The sequence below is a fragment of the Sphingobacterium sp. UBA7855 genome, from assembly GCA_002500745.1.
Classification (GTDB): Bacteria; Bacteroidota; Bacteroidia; order Sphingobacteriales; family Sphingobacteriaceae; genus Sphingobacterium.
The window spans coordinates 82,136-101,683 of sequence record DLST01000017.1; the positions used below are offsets into that span (position 1 = coordinate 82,136).

Below are 19,548 nucleotides of genomic sequence, written 5' to 3' on the forward strand. Positions count from 1 at the left end.
CTTAAAAGTTTGAATAGAAAATTTAAAATGAGCATAGCGAAAACTTATAATCCAAAAGAAGCTGAAGAAAAATGGTACAGCTATTGGAAAGCGAACGGATTTTTCCGTTCTACCCCAGACGAACGTGAACCTTACACGATTGTGATGCCTCCTCCAAACGTCACTGGGGTGTTGCACATGGGGCATATGCTAAATAATACCATTCAAGATGTTTTGATTCGCCGGGCACGTATGCAAGGAAAAAACGCCTGTTGGGTACCGGGTACGGATCACGCCTCCATTGCTACTGAAGCCAAGGTCGTCGCTATGTTGAAAGAACAAGGAATTGACAAACGATCGTTATCCCGCGAAGATTTCTTAAAGCACGCTTGGGAATGGAAAGAGAAATATGGTGGTATTATTCTGAAACAATTGGAAAAACTTGGTGCTTCCTGTGACTGGGATCGCACGCGCTTTACGATGGACCCAGAATTGTATCAATCTGTTATCCGCGTATTCGTGGATCTGTATAATAAAGGATTGATTTATCGGGGCTACCGCATGGTCAATTGGGATCCGGAAGCAAAAACAAATATTTCCGACGAAGAAGTTATTTATAAAGAGAAAAATGGTAAATTATATCACCTAAAATATCAGGTTGACGGTACTGATCAATACATTGTTGTTGCAACAACCCGTCCCGAAACAATTTTTGGTGATACAGCGGTCTGTATCAATCCCGACGATGAACGCTACACCTGGTTAAAAGGAAAGCAAGTCATTGTACCGATCGTAGGCAGAAAAGTGAACATCATTGAAGATGAATATGTAGATTTGGAGTTTGGTACCGGTTGTCTAAAAGTTACTCCAGCACACGATGTAAACGACTATGCGCTCGGCAAAAAGCACAACTTGGAATTTGTCGACATCTTTACCGATGAAGCAAAACTAAACGACAATGGCCTGCATTACGCTGGTATGGATCGTTTTAAAGTCCGGAAAGAAATTGAGAAAGAGCTTGAGGAAAAAGGGTTATTGGAAAAAGTCGAGAACTATACCAATAATGTTGGGACTTCAGAGCGAACAGGTGCGGTGATCGAGCCCAAAATCTCCAATCAGTGGTTCCTTAAAATGGAAGACCTTGCAAAACCGGCTTTGGATAATGTCATGGATGATACCATCAAATTTCATCCGACAAAATTCAAAAATATTTACCGCAATTGGATGGAGAATGTGACCGACTGGAATATCTCAAGACAATTGTGGTGGGGCCACCAAATACCGGCATATTTCTATGGCGAGGGCAACGAAGAATTTGTGGTTGCACAAACAGTTGAAGAAGCACTTGTATTAGCGCAGGAAAAATCAGGTAATGCAACGCTTCAATTGACCGATCTACGTCAAGATGAGGATGTGCTTGATACCTGGTTTTCAGCTTGGCTATGGCCAATTTCAGTCTTCAATGGTATAAACGAACCAGAAAATGCAGAAATCAACTACTATTACCCTACGCAAGATTTAGTCACTGCCCCAGACATCATTTTTTTCTGGGTAGCACGTATGATCGTTTCAGGATATGAATTCCGCGGACAATTGCCTTTTGAAAATGTTTATTTTACTGGGATTGTACGGGACAAACTCGGCCGCAAAATGTCCAAATCGCTGGGAAACTCACCTGATCCAATTGATTTGATGAACGAATACGGTGCCGATGCGACTAGAATGGGGATGTTATTGACTGCTCCGGCAGGTAATGACCTTCCATTCGATGTTGAACTCTGTGTACAAGGACGTAATTTTGCCAATAAGATCTGGAATGCTTTCCGCTTGGTTAAAGGCTGGGAAATTACAGCTACTCCGGCTTCAGATTCAGATAAGATTTCGGCATCTTGGTTCGAAGCAAGGTTAAATCAAGCTCTGGTCGATATCGAAGAAAACTTCAAACACTATCGTCTATCAGATGCATTGATGACAACCTACAAATTGGTATGGGATGACTTCTGTGCTTGGTACCTAGAATTAGTTAAACCGGCTTATGGCTGCCCTATTTCTGGCGAAACCTTAGCAACAGTAAAATCATTTTTTCAACGTATCCTCACATTGGTGCATCCTTTCATGCCTTTCCTAACAGAAGAATTGTGGCATGACGAACTGTTCGGTGTGAAAGACGAGAAAGATTGCATTATCGTAGCCCCTTATCCTACAGCGAATGATTTTGATGAGCAACTGATCAAAGATTTCGCTATCGCTCAACAGATTATTTCGGAAGTTCGGAATATTCGCAATTCTAAAGGTATCTCCCCTAAAGTTGCTTTACCGTTAGCGATCAATCAACAATCGGACGTCAACCTGGAGCAATATATTGCTATCATCACCAAGATTGCAAACTTGGAGGGTGTGACTTTTGTTTCCGAGAAAATAACTGGTGCAGCAAGTTTCCTTGCCGGCAAAGACGAATGTTATGTTACGTTGGAAAATAATATTGATGCGGATGCTGAACGTGAGCGTATCGAGAAAGAATTGGAATACCTAAAAGGTTTTCTTGTATCTGTAGACAAAAAGCTTTCCAATGAACGATTTGTGCAAAATGCTAAACCTGAAATTGTCGAAAACGAGAAAAGCAAAAAAGCGGATGCAGAAGCTAAGATTAAAATCTTGCAAGAAAGTTTACTGGCATTAGGATAATACCTAAACAATACAGCTGATCAGGTCCCGTGTAATCCACGGGACCTTTTTTTGTTAACACGAAATTCGCCCTTCCTTCGGCCTATCTTCAGCGTTCGTTCGGTACTTGCTCGGTGTTTATTCGGTGCTTGCTCGGTTGTGACCGAAGAAATACCGTACGAGTACGAAGTATATCCGACAAATGAGCGTGCGAAGACTGGAGCTGGTATCACTGATTTATGAACGGTAAGCGGGGTAAATTCCCATGTTAGTACTGGTTGTATCATTTCAAGGATTCTCTAAAAGAGTTTCATAAATAAGGTAGGTTTTTTTCGCAAGCGATTCCGCTGTAGTTTAAAATTGACTTCGAGTGGAACAATACCGGAAAGTTTATCCTAATTCTGTAAAAAATGAATAACTTTATAATAGTGAACTTAAATTATACTAATATGGGATTTAAAGAAACATTTCAGATTAACGGTGAAAACCTTTTGCAGAAAATCAAAGAAATTATTGCGGAGGGCAACGTAAACAAAATTACTATCTCGGACAAGCATGGAAAGGAGATCATGAGCTTTCCTGTGACGGTTGGAGCGATAGGTTTGATCTTAGCGCCTGTTTTTGCAGCGATTGGAGCAGTAGCAGCATTACTTACAGAGTGTACCATTACTGTGGAACGCAATAGCCAAAAGGACGACAACAACAACGGAGACAACAGTACGGATCCACCAACCACAATAACAGTGAACTAATCAACTCAGATTGCCTGCTATGAAAATCTTAAAAAATATACTTTGTGTTTTGTTCGCCTTGCTATTCATTCATGCGGGTCTGGATAAACTTTTTCATTATATGCCTGCTCCACCAATGGATATGGACATGAAAAAGGTATTTGAGGCTTTTAACACTATAAAATGGCTAATGCCACTGGTTGGAATTATCGAGCTCATTGGCGGTTTACTATTTATTTTCACAAAGACACGAACGTTGGGTGCTTTGATCATCTTCCCGATTCTTATTGGGATTTTTACTCATAATATGATTTTCTATAGTCAACAGGGATTAATTATTTGGGCTGTACTTTTTATCATCTGGGTTTGGGTAGTTTTCGAAAACTGGGGAAAGTATAAAAAATTGCTTGTATGATTGCCTCATTGTTAGACAAACGAGCTCATTCAGCATAGCAGATTTATTGTTATTTAATACCTATTTTTTGACAAATTAATAGGTATTAAATGTTTTTATTAACATAAAATTAAAAAATAAAAAACTTTATGTAGCTATACTGGTTTGGTCAATTATTTGATGTAACTTTTTCCCGTTTTAATTTTTATTAATAGATACTTAAATCAAATTATACGTTGAACAGATTTACCCGAGTTGCTTTCAAAACAATCTTGTGGATTATTGGAGTAATAATTGCGCTTGCGATTCTAATTGTGTTTCTAATTCGACTACCATCGGTTCAGAATTATATTGCCGGAAAAGTAACTCAATATGTTGAAGGCAAAATCGGCACCCCCGTTAAAATAGGATACATCAATATCGATTTTCCGAAGAAACTAGTTTTACAGGATATCTATTTAGCGGACCAAAGCAAGGATACATTGGCTGCTGGAAAATCGATAGCGGTAGATATCAATATGCTGAAACTGCTAAAAAATACGGTTGAAATTCAAAGTATAGAAGCAGAAGGTATCACCGCGAAAATTCGCCGTACATTACCTGATAGTTCGTTCAACTTTGATTATATTGTCAAAGCATTTGCATCACAAAAAGAAAGCAATCCAACTGCCGACAGCAGTTCAGCACTCCTATTCAACCTCGATAAAGTAAAATTTGATAAATTTCATATTGTCTATACCGATGATGTGATTGGAACCAGCGCTGACGTATATCTCAACAGCTTAAATACCAACATCAAGAAGTTTGATCTGACACAAAATATGGCTTTCAATCTTCCCAAAGTGAAGATCGATGGTCTGAGTGCTACCATAAAACAATGGCGGCCGATGGTTGACGGCGCGGCGCCCTCTGTTGAGGACTTTGGCATTACGGATAAAACGGCTCAAACAACCACATTGCTTCCTGATGTTGGCATACAGATCGCAGACTTGACTAATATCTTCGTGCGTTATGAAGATCAGTCCAGCCTCTTGAACACCAAGTTTTATGTCAAAAATCTTCACGCAGACATTAACAAGATCGACCTGAACAAAGAAGTTGTGGATATTCAAACAATCAGCCTCGACGGTTCGGACAACAGTGTGCTCTTTGGAAAGGTTCTAAAAAAAGCAAACAGCTCAGCTAAATCTACAGCAGATACGACCAAAGTAAACTGGATTGTATCGGCCAAAGATATTCAGATCAATAATACAAGTTTAGCTTACCGCGACGACAATCAGGCGCGAATGAAGGGTTTTGATTACTTTAACATGAAGATTCCGGGTATGAAAACCAGCTTAAGTGATCTTTACTACAGTGCCGACTCAATCAGTGGATCGTTGAAAGAACTCATAACGTCAGATCACTCGGGTTTTGTGATCAAACAATTAAAGGGAGATTTTAAGTACACAAATACCGGTGCTGAAATCAAAAATCTGTATGCCGAAACTCCACGTACTCTCCTACGGGATTACGTAAAAGTCACCTATCCATCATTGGATATTGTTGCCAAAAAACCGGAACTTCTCTACGTCAATGCAACCATCAAAAAGAGTCATGTCGATATGCGCGACATTTACTATTTTGCCCCTTTTTTGGATACCATGCAGGTGATGAAACCCTTGATGGACAAAAAATTTGCTATCGATGGACGTGTTGTGGGTAAGTTAAATGATCTGAATATTCCAGCAATTGATTTTCAAACCTTATCCAATACACGTCTCATTGCAAGCCTACGTTTAAGGGGGCTTCCCGAGGTGGATAAAATGTCCATGGATCTTAATTTAAAAAAATTGACTACCGGACGCTCGGATATCGAGAAGCTAGTTTCAAAAAAAATGCTGCCTAGCGGAATTGAATTGCCCAATACGATCGGACTCACCGGAACTTTTAAAGGTGGAATGAACGCCTTTAACACCAATCTTTCGCTGGTAACAGAAAAAGGAACGGCTAAGTTTAATGGTAAAGTGGGCATGATAGGTCGCGATACGACCTACGACGCTTATGTAAGTATCCGTGATTTTGACATTGGTAAGATCATGAAAATGGACAGTACCTTAGGCATACTTTCATTTGAGGGGAAAATTAAAGGTCATGGAACCGATCCTAAAAAGCTTGTAGCCAACTTTGATGGTAAAGTAAACCGAATGGACGCCATGGGTTATCGGTATCAGAACATCGACATGAACCTGACCGCAGACAAAGGAGATATTAAAGCCGCTGTGGTTAGCCCTGATCCAAATATTCAATTGAAGTTAAATGCAACAGCGAATATGAAGTCTAAGTATCCACAGGTGGATTTTGAGCTTCAGGTAGATACCATTAATCTTAAAAATTTAAAGTTGATGGACGATGAGTTCAAATACCAGGGTAAACTCGTCGGAAATTTCAGTTCAGCCGATCCAAATTTTTTAAATGGTGCAGCACATATTACCAATTCCTCCATCTTTTACAGTGGTGCATATTATTCTTTAGACAGCATTTCGCTTATAGCAAAAGCCGATACCAGCCGTAATTTATTGCTATTAAAATCTGACTTTTTAAATGCTCATCTAGTTGGTAAATATAAAATTCTGGAATTGCAGAATGCTATTCAAGATATCCTACAGGTATACTACCAGCCGGGAAAAGCTGTTAAAGTACCAAAATACGAGCCACAGAACATTGAGTTTTCAGCCCAGCTGACCCGAACGAAGTTCATTAGAGATTTCTTACCAGAACTGACAGCAATGTCGGATATCACTTTGGATGGTATGTTCAACAGCCAATCAAAAACGATTCTCGCCAAGCTGGATGCACCGAAAATAATCTATAATGGCACTGAAATAAATAACGTTACCTTAGATATCAATACACTCGACAGTACACTATATTACTCGGCATTGATCAATAAAATTAAGGTAAGCAATATTGAACTAGTGAATACCGTATTCAGTGGTAAAGTCATCCAAAACAATCTGGATTTTGGCCTCTGGATAAAAGATAAGAAAGAGAAAGAACAGTATCATCTTGGCGCAAATATGCGTGTTGATAATGGGGCATTTGTTTTTAGCCTGCTGCAGGATGGCTTAATGCTGAATTACGACAAATGGACAATAAATCCAAACAATGTGCTCAGATTTGGAAGTACAGGGATCCAGGCCAATGAATTTATCTTAAGCAATAAGGGACAAGAGCTTAGTATATCTTCACAAGATAGTGTCCTTAATTCACCGATAAACATAGCGTTCAAGAATTTCCGGATTGAGACATTAAGTAAAATGCTGGAGAGCGAAACAGTAGAGCTCGGGGGTGGAATTAATGGTCAGGCGACCATATCACGTCTGGAGAGCAGCCCTGTATTTGTATCGGATCTTGTTATCAATAAATTTTACATCGGACAGGATACCGTTGGGAATGTCAATATTAAGGTTAACAATGAGAAAGAAAATACGTACAATGCCAATATAAGCATTACCGAGAATGGCAACAACGTTGTCTTAAATGGTGATTTTGTGAATCCTCCTCAGGGAGAAGCTCGCTTAGATTTCACCTTAGATATTGCGCCGCTTTCCATGCAGACCGTGCAAGCATTCAGCCTCGGATATCTTAAAGATTCGAAAGGAAATCTTGAAGGCCAATTGAAAATAACAGGATCACCATCTACACCGCTCATTAAGGGCGATGTTAAATTTAAAGATGCACAATTTAATATTGCCATGCTAAATGCACTCTTTAAAGCCAAAGATGAAACAATTCATTTAGATGAGCGGGGCATCACCTTTCCCAAATTTGCCTTAGAAGACAAGAAGGGAAATATTGCCAAGCTGACAGGATCCATAGCCACGACAACGTATACTGATTTTGATTTTAATCTCAACGTCAATACGGACAATTTTGAAGTGCTCAATTCAACACAAAGCGATAATGACATGTTCTATGGTAAAATGTATCTTACTTCGAATCTGCGCATTCGCGGAAATCTCGATAAGCCTATCGTGGACGGTACAATCAAAGTGCTGGATGATACCGATTTTACCTTTGTCATGCCAAACGATGATCCAGGGATGGCCGATCGTAAAGGGGTGGTTGAATTTGTTGATAAGCGGGATACAACAAGAGCGAATGTTTTTGCCAAATTAGATTCCATGACTGTCACCCGTTTAACGGGGATCGATGTGGACCTCAACCTTCAAACAGATAAGGATGCTAAATTTAAGATCCTTTTGGATGCCGGTTCACAGGATGCCCTGAATATACAGGGAGAAGCCGAGCTGAATGCAGGTATCGATGCCAGTAGCAAAATAACTTTGTCTGGAACCTTTACCGTTGACAAAGGAAGCTATTCATTTAGTTTTGGCCCTGTGAAGAAAGATTTTACGTTCCGCAAAGGAAGCACCATTACCTGGAATGGCGATCCATTGGATGCCCAGCTGAATATCACGGCAGCATATACGACCAAAGCACCGACTTTAGAGCTTGTAGCGACGCAACTCGGTTCAGAAAATGCCAATCTGTATAAGCAACGTATTCCGTTCAATGTCTTACTAAAGATTACAGACAAATTGTTTCAGCCGCAACTGAATTTTGATATTGACCTGGACGAAAACAACTCGGTTGTTTCGCAAGATGTAATCAGCAAGGTAAACAATGCATTGACGACGCTACGTGAAAATCCGTCTGAACTCAACAAGCAGGTCTTTTCATTGATTGTGTTGGGGCGCTTTATGTCGACCAATCCATTTGAGAGTCTTTCAGGTGGTGGTGGTACCGAAGCTATTGTGAGAAATAGTATCAGTTCCTTCCTGAGTGGTCAGTTGAACCGCTTGGCTTCCGAACTTATTACAGGAGTAGAACTGGATTTTAACTTAACCTCAGAAGAAGATTATGCTACCGGAGCGGGACAAACCCGTACGGACCTGAATATAGGTGTATCGAAAATGCTCTTAAATGATCGTTTAAAAATTACTATTGGTTCTAATTTTGAAGTGGAAGGAAACACGCGACCTGGAGAGACTGCCAATAATATCGCGGGAGATATCCAATTGGATTATCAGCTTTCACAAGACGGCCGTTATTTTGCACGGGTATACCGTAAGAATCAATATCAGGTCACACTACAGGGTCAATATGTAGAGACAGGCATTGGATTTATCATCAATATGGATTACAACAGGTTTAAGGAAATCTGGATGAGTTCAAAAAAACTTAAAGAGTACTATGATACGAACAGCAAGAGTTTCAGAAAACGGTTCGATGTGGAGCGCATGGAAACCGACTCAGTCTATCGTGATAGCGTTCGCACCGTCATCCGTGACAGTTTGATGCTACATAGTCCAGCATACAGAAAACGTATGGAGGAAAGAGAACAAGAGAAGCGTAAACAGCAATTGGACTCTGGCAAAAAATCACCAACAAGCAATGGTCCAAAATCAAATTTAGATACCATCAGAACAACAGCTATAAAAAATGAAGATGAGGAAAGGAGTTATCATGCGGGTTAGATTAAAGTATAGTGTTGGAATAGTAACATTCGTTGCATTCATAGCCTCCTGTTCGTCAACCAAAAATCTGAAAGAAGGAGAAAGCTTATATGTGAAGGGGAATGTCATCGTTGAGTCGGACACCATTTCTAAGGAAAACAAAGAAAAGATATCAACCCGCCTGGAAGAGGCCCTGATGCCCAAACCGAATAAACGACTGGCAGGCATACCTTTCAAGCTATATTTTAATAATATGGCTGGAGATTCAGTCGGGAACAACATCATAAAAAAATTCTTCAAGAAAATTGGTGAAGAACCGGTGTTGTTGCGGGATGTCAATCGAGAATATAATGAAAATCTATTGCGCAACCGTCTTGAAAATTTTGGTTTCTTTAATGCGGAGGTGAGATCCGATACATTAGTTGAAAACAAAAAAGCAACGATTAATTATACTGCCAAGCCCAATCTGATATATCGCATACAGTCCGTTACATTTGATGTTGACAGCAACAGTCAATTAGGGAAAGATATTCGTTCGAGTTCTGACCAAAGTCTCTTACAGGTAGGAAAGAACTACAGTTTAGATGTTATCTTAAATGAGCGTGACCGCATCGATAATGATCTTAAAAATAAAGGCTATTATTATTTCAGCCCAGATTACATCTTGGTTCAGGTAGACAGTTCGAACCGGAATAACAAGGTGGATATGTATGTTACAGTTAAAAAAGAGACACCGGCGCAGGCGAAAGTCCCATCCAAGATCAATAAAATTTACATTTTCCCGAACTATACGGAAACAAGCTCCGGTTATCAGCGATCAACGCGGAATGCCGAACTATACGATAGCAGCTATTATTTTATAGACCGTCAGCATCTTTACCGGAAGCCTGTTATTGCGAACCATATCTTCTTTAAACCGGGCGATATATACAACCGTAATGCCCACAATCAGACCATCAGTCATTTGGTAAATCTCAATAGCTGGAAATTTGTAAAAAACAATTTTGTCGACAGCAAAGAAGTGCCCAACGCGCTGGATGTCTACTATTACTTGACCCCATTACCCAAAAAGTCGCTTCGGGTGGAGCTTTTAGGCAAAATGGCTTCGGTATACAATGGTACTGAGGTGAATGTCAACTGGACCTTACGAAATGCATTTAAAGGTGCCGAGCAACTGAGCTTTAATGTATTCGGCGGTTATGAGACCCAGACGGGAGGATCGGCCGACCTCAATTCGAGTTATTACCGCTACGGGATGGAGGCGACATTGACTTTTCCTCGCATATTGTCTCCTTTTGGAAAAGTTTCGCCATCTCGGCGCTTTATTCCGAAGACTTATATCAAGGGGCGCTATGAGTTTTTAAATCGCCGCAAAGCTTATACACTAAATTCGATCGCATTGGATTACGGTTATATCTGGCAAGAGTCTGAAGAGAAGCAGCATGATCTCGCTTTAATGGAGATTACTTATGTTCAGCCTAAAGGCATTTCGGAAAACTACCAAAAACAAATGGATACCATTCCTGCATTGCGACATGCCATAGACCCGCAGTTTACCATTGGTCCAAACTACAACTTTACGTTTCAAAACACCATGAAGCAGCATTTGAAAAATACATTTTATTTCAAAGGCAACTTGGACCTGTCGGGAAACATACTTGGGCTGATCAAAGGAGCAGATTTTAATAAAGGGAAAACGTTCAAATTGTTTGACGCTTATTTCTCACAATATATCAAGATCAGTGGCGATGGTAGACATTATTTAAAGTTATCGGAGAATTCACAACTTGCTTCGCGGGTAAGTTTGGGTTTGAGCTATTCTTATGGCAATTCCCGCTCCCTTCCCTATTTAAAACAGTATTATGTTGGGGGGCCTAATAGTATCCGTGCTTTCGGTGCCCGAGCTATTGGTCCGGGAACAGTTGCCCCTGAAAAGTTGAGCAATGGACTTTTCTTTGCGGATCAAACGGGCGACATTAAATTGGAACTTAACACGGAATATAGAGCAAAATTAGCGGGGTTTGTGCATTGGGCAGCCTTTATTGATGCGGGAAATGTCTGGTTGCAGCGAGCGGATGTGAACAAGCCAGGCGCCAAATTTAGTAAAGATTTCTTAAATGAATTAGCAGTTGGCGGTGGAGCGGGATTACGCTTCGACTTCACTTTCCTGATTGTCCGTACCGATATGTCCATACCATTCCGTATCCCCTATCTTCCAAAAGGAGAACGTTGGGTTTTTAGCGATATTGACTTTGGAAGTTCTAAATGGCGTAAAGACAACTTGATGTTCAACTTAGCCATCGGCTATCCATTCTAGGCGACCGATTCGGTTTATGCCCTAGTAACAACAGGCTTGAAATTCATTCAAGCCTGTTGTTTTTTGTGGTCATTTTACCTAGGTCATACACTTGGAACGATGTTATCGGGTGTTTTTAACTCAGGATGAAATCCTGGTACCCTTTATTATGTCAAAAAACGAGTGATTCCCACGGCCGGCATTGATTTACTGACAATAATTGATTAAATTCAAGAATTATTTTTTGATCCAAATACATGTTCAGGAAATATCCATGCAGCATTGAGATACAAGCACGGATGAGGATAGGCTGGATATACTATATGGCATAAAGCTGCCATAAGGCAACCTGGGCTTGATCGGATAATTAGCGCATAAATAAACAAATAAAGTACATATGAAAGTAACTATTGTTGGTGCTGGAGCTGTAGGAGCTACTACAGCGGACAATTTAATCCGTCGGAATGTCGCAGAGGAGATTGTATTGTTGGATATTAAAGAAGGTTTTGCAGAAGGCAAAGCGCAAGATATGGCACAAACCGCAGCCTTATTGGGTTTTGAATCAAAAATCAAGGGGGTAACGAATGATTATCTTTCAACTGCTGGTTCTACTGTTGCTGTGATTACGTCGGGCATTCCACGTAAACCTGGAATGACACGTGAAGAATTAATCGGGACAAATGCGAATATCGTCAAGTCGGTTGTGGAGAACTTAGTGAAACATTCTCCTGATATTATCATTGTCATCGTTTCCAATCCAATGGATACCATGACTTATCTGGCCTTGAAGTCAAGTGGCTTACCCAAAAATAGGATTATCGGTATGGGTGGAACCTTGGATTCGGCCCGATTTAAATATCAATTAAGTGATAAATTGAATGCTTCCGCTGCGGATCTTAATGCGATAGTCATTGGTGGTCATGGCGATACGACGATGATTCCGCTGATTAAGCACTCCACGTGGAACAGTATTCCAGTGACTGACTTCCTTACCGTGGAAGAGCAGAATGAAATAATCCACAAAACCATGGTTGGAGGAGCTACATTAACCAGCCTAATCGGAACATCAGCATGGTATGCGCCGGGCGCGGCAACTGCTGCAGTTGTTGAAAGCATTGTCCGTGATCAAGGCAAATTATTTACGGCATCCGTTTATTTGGAAGGTGAATTTGGCCAAGAAGATATTACGCTTGGCGTACCCGTTATCATCAATAAAAAAGGCTGGGATCGGATCGTACCACTTCATTTGGATGAAGAGGACGAAGAAAAATTCCGCAAAAGCGCGGAAGCAGTCCGCAACATGAATAATGTATTAAAAGAAATTAAAGCCCTATAGGCGACAAAATAATAGGCTGTTGTACGCGAATAACAGCCTATTTCGCTGCCTCCTCTCCTTCAGATCTATTATCTTTCCTGTAGTGTCTTTCCATGTCGTAAACCTGCGTCCCTACCTGAAAACGTTGAAAAGGCGGCGGAAAGTTTCTTTTTTGATGGATTTTTTGGCTATGTTTGGAGGTATGACAACAGTACCATTTCAATTATTGGATTTACAAGGCCAAGGCACACACATTTTGGTTGATGTAGAAATTTATAGTCGTTCATTCAAGATGGTGATTGATACAGGTGCTTCTAAAACTGTATTTGATAAAACACAATTGGGCCATCTTTTAGAGGATCAATTGGAGCTTGAACCATCTGAAACACTATCGACAGGGCTTGGTACCAATTCAATGGAAAGCTTTAACCTAGCAATTCCAAGCCTGAAAATTGGCGAATGGGAGATCAACAAACTAAACACTGCGGTATTGGACTTAAGTTCCATTAATTATGCCTACGAACAGATGAATCTAGATCCAGTGATTGGCGTATTGGGGGGAGATATTTTTGCAGACTATGGTGCTGTCATCGATTATGCCAAGCGCACTCTAAAATTACGGAGCCGAAAGCTAAAGCTTAAATAAACGTTTTTGGATGTGGAACCGGAGATAAGCGTAATAAACGACTGCTATCATAATACCTAGCCCGCCCATCGCATATAATGTTATCCTCAGGCCACAATAGCTGGCCAGCGAACCGATCATCAATGTGCCGATCGGGAAAATCCCCTGAAAGGCCATCACGTAATAAGAGATCGCGCGGGCACGATAAATCGGTATGGCGTGGGTCTGAATATAGGTATTGATACTTGACGTTTGCATCATCATCGCAAAAGATACCAACATGACATATACGAGCGCCATCTGAAGCATGCTAGAATGCGCTAGAAGCAACAATGCCATGCCCATCAGTGCGGCAGCTCCCATCACCTGATACCGCAAATTGGTACCAGATTTTAAACGTGCCATATTAAAGGCACCAATCATAGCTCCCAATCCAGCTGCACTTTCAAACCAGGAAAAGGTGCGTTCATCACCGTGAAACATTTCTTTGGCTATGGCCGGTAGCAACGACGTGTAGGGAATGACAATCAGGCTGGAAAAGGTCATGATGATAATCAGCGAAGAGATATGTGGCGACCGTTTGAGATAGCGAAAACCTTCGACCAAGCCTTCCCAATTGGTCCCCTTGCTCAGCTGAGCATGAGTTTCGTCGACCCGCATCATCAATAGCGTAATGATGACAGGGACAAAACTAATAAAGTTAAGTGCAAAGCAGGCGAGTTCGCCGTAAGTACTTAATAAAATCCCTCCTATTGCGGGGCCCACCATGCGTGCGCCATTGAAAATGGTTGAGTTCAGGGCAATGGCATTCGGCAGATCTTTGCGATCTCCAATCAAATGCATCATAAGGGACTGTCGTCCCAAAACGTCAAAGGAGTTAATGATCCCTTGTATAAGTCCCAATGCGGAAAGCCATAACACACTCTCCCACTTCAGATACACCACCAAAGTCAAAATACCCGCCTGAATCATGAGACCAATTTGGGTCATCAAAACCAATTTATACTTTTTGTGCTTATCAACAAAACTCCCAATAAATGGCGAAAGAATGAGCGAAGGCAATAAAGAGATGAACTGGACAAAACCGAGCCAGAATACAGAGCCCGTAATTTCATAGACCAACCAGCTAATAGCTATACGCTGCATCCATGTTCCCATCAGGGAAATTGCCTGTCCAATAACATGTAAACGAAAATTTCTATATTGGAGCGAACGGAAAACCTGCATACATTAAAGATAATACTATAATAAAGTATAACAAAAAATTAGCCGAAGAGATTCTTTTTTTGCAAAGATAATGATGCAATAGGTGAAAATCGATGCTTCAATAGTGGAATATAATCGATAACTTTGTACTGTTATTTTGAACAAAAGAATAATCAAATAATTATCATTCAACACAATACACAATGAAATTTTTTATTGACACAGCGAACCTAGAACAAATCAAAGAAGCTCAAGATTTAGGCGTATTAGACGGTGTAACGACCAATCCAAGTTTAATGGCTAAAGAAGGTATTAGCGGTGATGAAAACGTAATCAACCATTATAAAGCGATCTGTGCGATCGTTGATGGCGACGTAAGTGCAGAAGTTATTTCTACTACTTATGAGGAAATGATCAAAGAAGGCGAAGCGTTGGCGGCTCTTGACAATAAGATTGTCGTTAAAGTTCCTATGATCAAAGATGGCGTAAAAGCAATTAAATATTTCAGCAAAAAGGGTATTAAAACAAATTGTACATTGGTGTTCACAGCGGGTCAGGCGTTATTGGCAGCTAAAGCTGGTGCAACTTATGTATCTCCTTTCATCGGTCGTTTGGATGATATTTCTACAGATGGATTGGCGCTGATTGAAGATATCCGTTTGATCTACGATAACTACAACTATCCAACGCAAATATTAGCGGCTTCTGTACGCCACAGTGCGCACATTCTAGGATGTGCTAAAATTGGCGCTGATGTGATGACAGGTCCGTTGTCGGCGATCCTTTCCCTATTGAAGCACCCATTGACAGATAGCGGTTTGGCTACATTTTTAGCTGATCACGCTAAAGCTGCAGGAAAATAAGGTATTTATAGTTCCATATAGCGTCAAAACCGATAAGTAAGATGACACAAATCTTAAACTTATCGGTTTTCTTTATTTTATCAGATTCCGTATTTTTGTCTTATCAAAGCTTCGGCTGACTAGTGAAAAAGATTTAATTTTTGTTTCATCCAGCGAAGGGTAAAAGGGGAAAAGTGCGATGAATAAATTCGTCAGACAGTTTTTAAAACTTGTAAATGACCATAAATTTCTCTTAGTTTGTATTTGATCTAAGGCTTAACGAAGAAAATCCATGGAAGATTCCAACACTGTATATCCAGAAATTCTCAAACGAAATAGTTTAAAAGTTACCCAGCCACGGTTGAAGGTACTTGAAATTATCTCCCGTAAAGATTCGGCTATTTCTCAGCCGGAGCTGGAAAAATTACTGGGCAAGTATATTGACCGTGTTACATTATACCGCGTACTGGCCAGTTTTGAAGAGAAAGGGATTATCCATAAAATCTTTGACTTACATGGTACGGCCACATATGCCATGTGTTCGACAAACTGTTCAGAACATGATCACCACGACCAACACGTACATTTTATTTGCCGGGTGTGCAATTCTGTGTACTGTCTGGAAGATATGACTTTACCGAAGGTATCTATACCTGAAGGCTTTAGTCTCGAAGCCATAGCGGTTAATGCGCTTGGTGTGTGCAATCATTGCAAAAAATAAATCAGGCTATACGAATCTAAAACTATTTGTCGGTTCAAGTGTCTATACATCAGCTATCGGAAGATGCTCCGTTTAGCTCGTTATTGTCATGCCAACTGCTGTTTTTTTTGTACCTTGTAGTAATATCGATCTTGCTATCCGACACTCTCACGCTGCGTTCCAGAAGCTGGCTTTGTGCGATCCATTAACGCAGGCAGCTAGCGGAAAGCCGAAGGTTGTTGAGGATCGATACAACTAAATAAATAATAATTAAGAAAAAAATTGGATGAAAACAAAAAAAGAAAATCCATATAAAGAGGTCTTGACACAACTGATCGTCGATATTTTCGAAAAATCAGACAACAAGCCGCTCAACTATAAACAAGTGTCTTCTAAATTGAACCTCACAGATAACGACTCTAAAGTCGCTATCGCCGATATTTTACATGATAATGTAAGGAACGGGCTTTTTATTGAAGTCGATAGAGGCAAATTCAATCTGAAGCAACTCAAAGTGTATGTCACAGGGAAGGTCGATATGACCGCCGATGGTTCTGCTTATGTCATTCCTGATGACGAATTTGAAAACGACATTTATATTGCTCCACGTAAGCTGAGGCAGGCGCTACACGGCGATATCGTTAAGGTACATACTTTTGAAAAAAGAAAAGGTGGCCGTAAAAAAGAAGGTGAAGTGGTTGAAATCCTACAAAGGGCAAAGACGGATTTTACGGGAACCATCAGTATCTCCAATAATTTTGCATTTTTTATTGCCGACGATCGCAAGATGTTGCACGACATCTTCATTCCCTTGGATAACCTGAATGGTGCTAAGGATAAAGAAAAAGTAGTGGTTTCGATTATTGACTGGCCCAGCGGGAGCAAAAACCCTGTTGGGACGGTAAAACACGTTTTAGGCACCAAAGGAGAGAACAATACCGAGATGAATGCGATTTTGGCCGACTTTGGCTTCCCATTGGAATTTCCGAAAAAAGTCGAAGCCGAAGCCAATACGATTTCGGAAGAAATAAGCAACGAGGAAATTGCAAAAAGACGTGACTTTAGAAACGTGACGACCTTTACCATTGACCCCGCAGATGCAAAAGATTTCGATGATGCAATTTCATTTCAGAAACTTGAGAATGGCAATTATGAGATTGGTGTTCATATTGCTGATGTTTCCCATTTTGTGGTGCCTGATACAGAATTAGATAAAGAAGCATTCAGTCGCGGCACATCGGTTTATTTGGTAGACCGTGTTATTCCTATGCTTCCAGAGCGCCTTTCCAATGGTGTATGTTCGTTACGTCCACATGAAGATAAGCTGTGTTTTTCAGCAGTTTTCGAACTGGATGAGAAAGCTAATGTACACGATCAATGGTTTGGACGCACAGTGATTCACTCGGATAGACGGTTTAGCTATGAAGAGGCGCAGGAGGTGATCGAGACGAGATCGGGTGATTTCAGCGAAGAGATTCTGAAATTAAATGAACTCGCTTATATCCTTCGGGAGCGGAAGTTTAAAAATGGTGCAATTGCATTTGAAAGTGAAGAGGTAAAATTCACGTTGGATGAAAATGGCAAACCTACGGGGGTGTACACCAAGGTCCGTAAAGATGCCCACAAACTGATTGAAGATTTTATGTTATTGGCGAATCGTAAGGTTGCTGAGTTTATCGGTAAGCAAGGGCGCGGAAAAAACAAGCTTACGTTTGTCTACCGTTTTCACGATGTGCCTAATCCAGAAACACTCACTACCTTCTCTCAATTTGCTGCACGGTTTGGCCATAAATTGACCATCAAGACTGATAAGGAAACGGCCAAATCTTTGAACGCTTTGATGACTAAAATAGAAGGCAGCAAAGAGCAAAACATGCTGACTTCGCTTGCCGTACGTTCGATGGCCAAGGCGATCTACACAACGAAGAAGACAAGCCACTATGGGTTGGCATTCGATTATTACACCCATTTCACCTCCCCTATCCGTCGTTATCCCGATGTGATGGTACACCGTCTATTACAGTTTTATTTAGATGGCGGCACGAAGATCAATGCGGAGCATTATGAAAAGATGGCTGAGCATTCTTCCCAAATGGAGAAAAAAGCGGCTGAGGCCGAGCGTGCATCCATCAAGTACAAACAAGCGGAATACTTGCAGGATCAGATTGGCACCGAATATACCGGTATTGTATCGGGCGTGACCGAATGGGGTATGTATGTGGAGATCGAAGAGAACAAATGTGAGGGTATGGTACGCTTGCGCGATATTACCGATGATTTTTACGTGCTTGACGAGAAAAACTATGCAATCATTGGACAACGGAAGAAAAAGAAATTCCAGTTGGGTGATGAGGTTCAGATCCGCGTGAAGAAAGTAGATCTGGATAAGAGGCAGATTGATTTTACGTTGTTGAGTTAATAAAAGAAAAGGGTGTTAATTTTGAAAACTAACACCCTTTTCTTATTTTCTATTTTTCATGCTGTAGTTTGACCAACTTAACATATAGTAGACATCAAAAGGGTAATAGAAATCCAGCACTTTTATTATAAAAAACAAACATCTTATTTTTTTATAGAAACATCTCAGAAAATCTACATATTAATAGGATAATGAGACTGATACAGGAGTTACACCAGACTTGATTTCTTGAGATTTCTCCACAATTACTTTCCCTCCCTGCTCAACTTTGTAGGTAAGTGTGAACGGTTGCTTAATTGTGAATGCAGAAATATTTACACTAGCAGTCAAATAATTAGCAGGGGATTCCAAAATAGCAGTTTTACCTCCTTGAAAATATTCTTTTTCAACCGAATACAATACTTGACCTGTTGTTCCAGCAGTTCCATTGACGGTCCACGTTTGTGGCTTTGCATCGCTTCCCGCAGACCCACAGGATACGGACACATCTCCTCCGTCAACAGTGAAAGATGAAGAAGTTGTTACTGTAACCTTAAGAGCCCCTTTATTCTCCGATGGCATAGTATTATCATCATCTTTCGAACATCCAACAAAAGCGAAGGTTACCAAGGCCAATACAACCGCATACATTAATTTCATTTTCATTTTCATAACTTGAATACTTTATCTGTTTTTACTAAATAATTTTATCCGTGTTTATCAAATGCTTTGCCAAACAGCACGCAAAAACATGCAGACTAGGCAATATACTTGGAAACAAGTAGAAAAATAATTTCGGGCAAAAGACTGTTATTAAGTGTAAAACCAAGGGACAACAGATCCGCAGCAGCTATTGTTCCAAAATTATTGTTGATTCAGGATATACCAATTACTAGC

12 protein-coding genes are annotated in these 19,548 nt (G+C 40.5%); 10 read left to right on the forward strand and 2 right to left on the reverse strand.

Going from position 1 to position 19,548, the window contains the following annotated elements; all coding sequences use genetic code 11:
* Positions 1–27 precede the first annotated feature (27 nt).
* From B2107_RS15555 to B2107_RS15585, 7 genes are all read left to right on the forward strand, one after another.
* Positions 28–2,664: a valine--tRNA ligase gene (locus B2107_RS15555; protein WP_293956579.1), complete on the forward strand. Its 2,637-nt coding sequence runs from the start codon at positions 28–30 to the stop codon at positions 2,662–2,664.
* Positions 2,665–3,092: 428 nt separating this feature from the next.
* Positions 3,093–3,395 carry a DUF4342 domain-containing protein gene (locus B2107_RS15560; protein ID WP_293956580.1) on the forward strand — a complete coding sequence of 101 codons (303 nt, stop codon included), beginning with the start codon at positions 3,093–3,095 and terminating at the stop codon, positions 3,393–3,395.
* A 19-nt stretch (positions 3,396–3,414) separates the two neighbouring features.
* Positions 3,415–3,789, forward strand: a complete 375-nt coding sequence (locus B2107_RS15565) for a DoxX family membrane protein (RefSeq protein WP_293956581.1) — start codon at positions 3,415–3,417, stop codon at positions 3,787–3,789.
* A gap of 215 nt (positions 3,790–4,004) precedes the next feature.
* Positions 4,005–9,290: a translocation/assembly module TamB domain-containing protein gene (locus B2107_RS15570; protein ID WP_293956582.1), complete on the forward strand. Its 5,286-nt coding sequence runs from the start codon at positions 4,005–4,007 to the stop codon at positions 9,288–9,290.
* Complete coding sequence (locus tag B2107_RS15575) at positions 9,262–11,586, forward strand: BamA/TamA family outer membrane protein (protein WP_293956583.1); 2,325 nt, start codon at positions 9,262–9,264, stop codon at positions 11,584–11,586. Before B2107_RS15570 ends, B2107_RS15575 begins: the two co-directional genes overlap by 29 nt.
* Positions 11,587–11,962: 376 nt before the next feature.
* Positions 11,963–12,901 carry a malate dehydrogenase gene (locus B2107_RS15580; RefSeq protein ID WP_209581619.1) on the forward strand — a complete coding sequence of 313 codons (939 nt, stop codon included), beginning with the start codon at positions 11,963–11,965 and terminating at the stop codon, positions 12,899–12,901.
* Between the two features lie 181 nt (positions 12,902–13,082).
* Positions 13,083–13,526 carry an aspartyl protease family protein gene (locus tag B2107_RS15585; protein ID WP_293956584.1) on the forward strand — a complete coding sequence of 148 codons (444 nt, stop codon included), beginning with the start codon at positions 13,083–13,085 and terminating at the stop codon, positions 13,524–13,526.
* On the opposite strand, the gene B2107_RS15590 is transcribed toward B2107_RS15585, so the two are convergent.
* Positions 13,512–14,732: an MFS transporter gene (locus B2107_RS15590; protein ID WP_293956585.1), complete on the reverse strand. Its 1,221-nt coding sequence runs from the start codon at positions 14,730–14,732 to the stop codon at positions 13,512–13,514. The two genes, B2107_RS15585 and B2107_RS15590, sit on opposite strands and share 15 nt — an antisense overlap.
* A gap of 182 nt (positions 14,733–14,914) precedes the next feature.
* Between B2107_RS15590 and fsa the strand changes: the two genes are divergently transcribed.
* The 3 genes from fsa to rnr all read left to right on the forward strand — a co-directional run bounded on the left by fsa (position 14,915) and on the right by rnr (position 18,672).
* Positions 14,915–15,574, forward strand: a complete 660-nt coding sequence (fsa, locus tag B2107_RS15595) for a fructose-6-phosphate aldolase (protein WP_209581614.1) — start codon at positions 14,915–14,917, stop codon at positions 15,572–15,574.
* 271 nt (positions 15,575–15,845) lie between these two features.
* Positions 15,846–16,274 carry a Fur family transcriptional regulator gene (locus B2107_RS15600; protein ID WP_293956586.1) on the forward strand — a complete coding sequence of 143 codons (429 nt, stop codon included), beginning with the start codon at positions 15,846–15,848 and terminating at the stop codon, positions 16,272–16,274.
* Positions 16,275–16,539: 265 nt separating this feature from the next.
* Positions 16,540–18,672 carry a ribonuclease R gene (rnr, locus tag B2107_RS15605; protein WP_293956587.1) on the forward strand — a complete coding sequence of 711 codons (2,133 nt, stop codon included), beginning with the start codon at positions 16,540–16,542 and terminating at the stop codon, positions 18,670–18,672.
* Between the two features lie 180 nt (positions 18,673–18,852).
* Here the strand turns inward: rnr and B2107_RS15610 are convergent, their stop codons facing one another.
* Positions 18,853–19,302 (reverse strand): hypothetical protein, encoded by a 450-nt coding sequence (locus tag B2107_RS15610; RefSeq protein WP_293956588.1) that lies wholly within the window; start codon positions 19,300–19,302, stop codon positions 18,853–18,855.
* Positions 19,303–19,548: the final 246 nt, after the last annotated feature.

Excerpts from the sequence above, each read along its gene's own strand:
- rnr (WP_293956587.1), top strand. The coding sequence starts at position 16,540 with ATGAAAACAAAAAAAGAAAATCCATATAAAGAGGTCTTGACACAACTG.
- B2107_RS15555 (WP_293956579.1), top strand. The coding sequence starts at position 28 with ATGAGCATAGCGAAAACTTATAATCCAAAAGAAGCTGAAGAAAAATGG.
- B2107_RS15585 (WP_293956584.1), top strand. The coding sequence starts at position 13,083 with ATGACAACAGTACCATTTCAATTATTGGATTTACAAGGCCAAGGCACA.
- B2107_RS15580 (WP_209581619.1), top strand. The coding sequence starts at position 11,963 with ATGAAAGTAACTATTGTTGGTGCTGGAGCTGTAGGAGCTACTACAGCG.
- B2107_RS15565 (WP_293956581.1), top strand. The coding sequence starts at position 3,415 with ATGAAAATCTTAAAAAATATACTTTGTGTTTTGTTCGCCTTGCTATTC.
- B2107_RS15600 (WP_293956586.1), top strand. The coding sequence starts at position 15,846 with ATGGAAGATTCCAACACTGTATATCCAGAAATTCTCAAACGAAATAGT.
- B2107_RS15575 (WP_293956583.1), top strand. The coding sequence starts at position 9,262 with ATGAGGAAAGGAGTTATCATGCGGGTTAGATTAAAGTATAGTGTTGGA.
- fsa (WP_209581614.1), top strand. The coding sequence starts at position 14,915 with ATGAAATTTTTTATTGACACAGCGAACCTAGAACAAATCAAAGAAGCT.
- B2107_RS15590 (WP_293956585.1), bottom strand. The coding sequence starts at position 14,732 with ATGCAGGTTTTCCGTTCGCTCCAATATAGAAATTTTCGTTTACATGTT.
- B2107_RS15610 (WP_293956588.1), bottom strand. The coding sequence starts at position 19,302 with ATGTATGCGGTTGTATTGGCCTTGGTAACCTTCGCTTTTGTTGGATGT.
- B2107_RS15560 (WP_293956580.1), top strand. The coding sequence starts at position 3,093 with ATGGGATTTAAAGAAACATTTCAGATTAACGGTGAAAACCTTTTGCAG.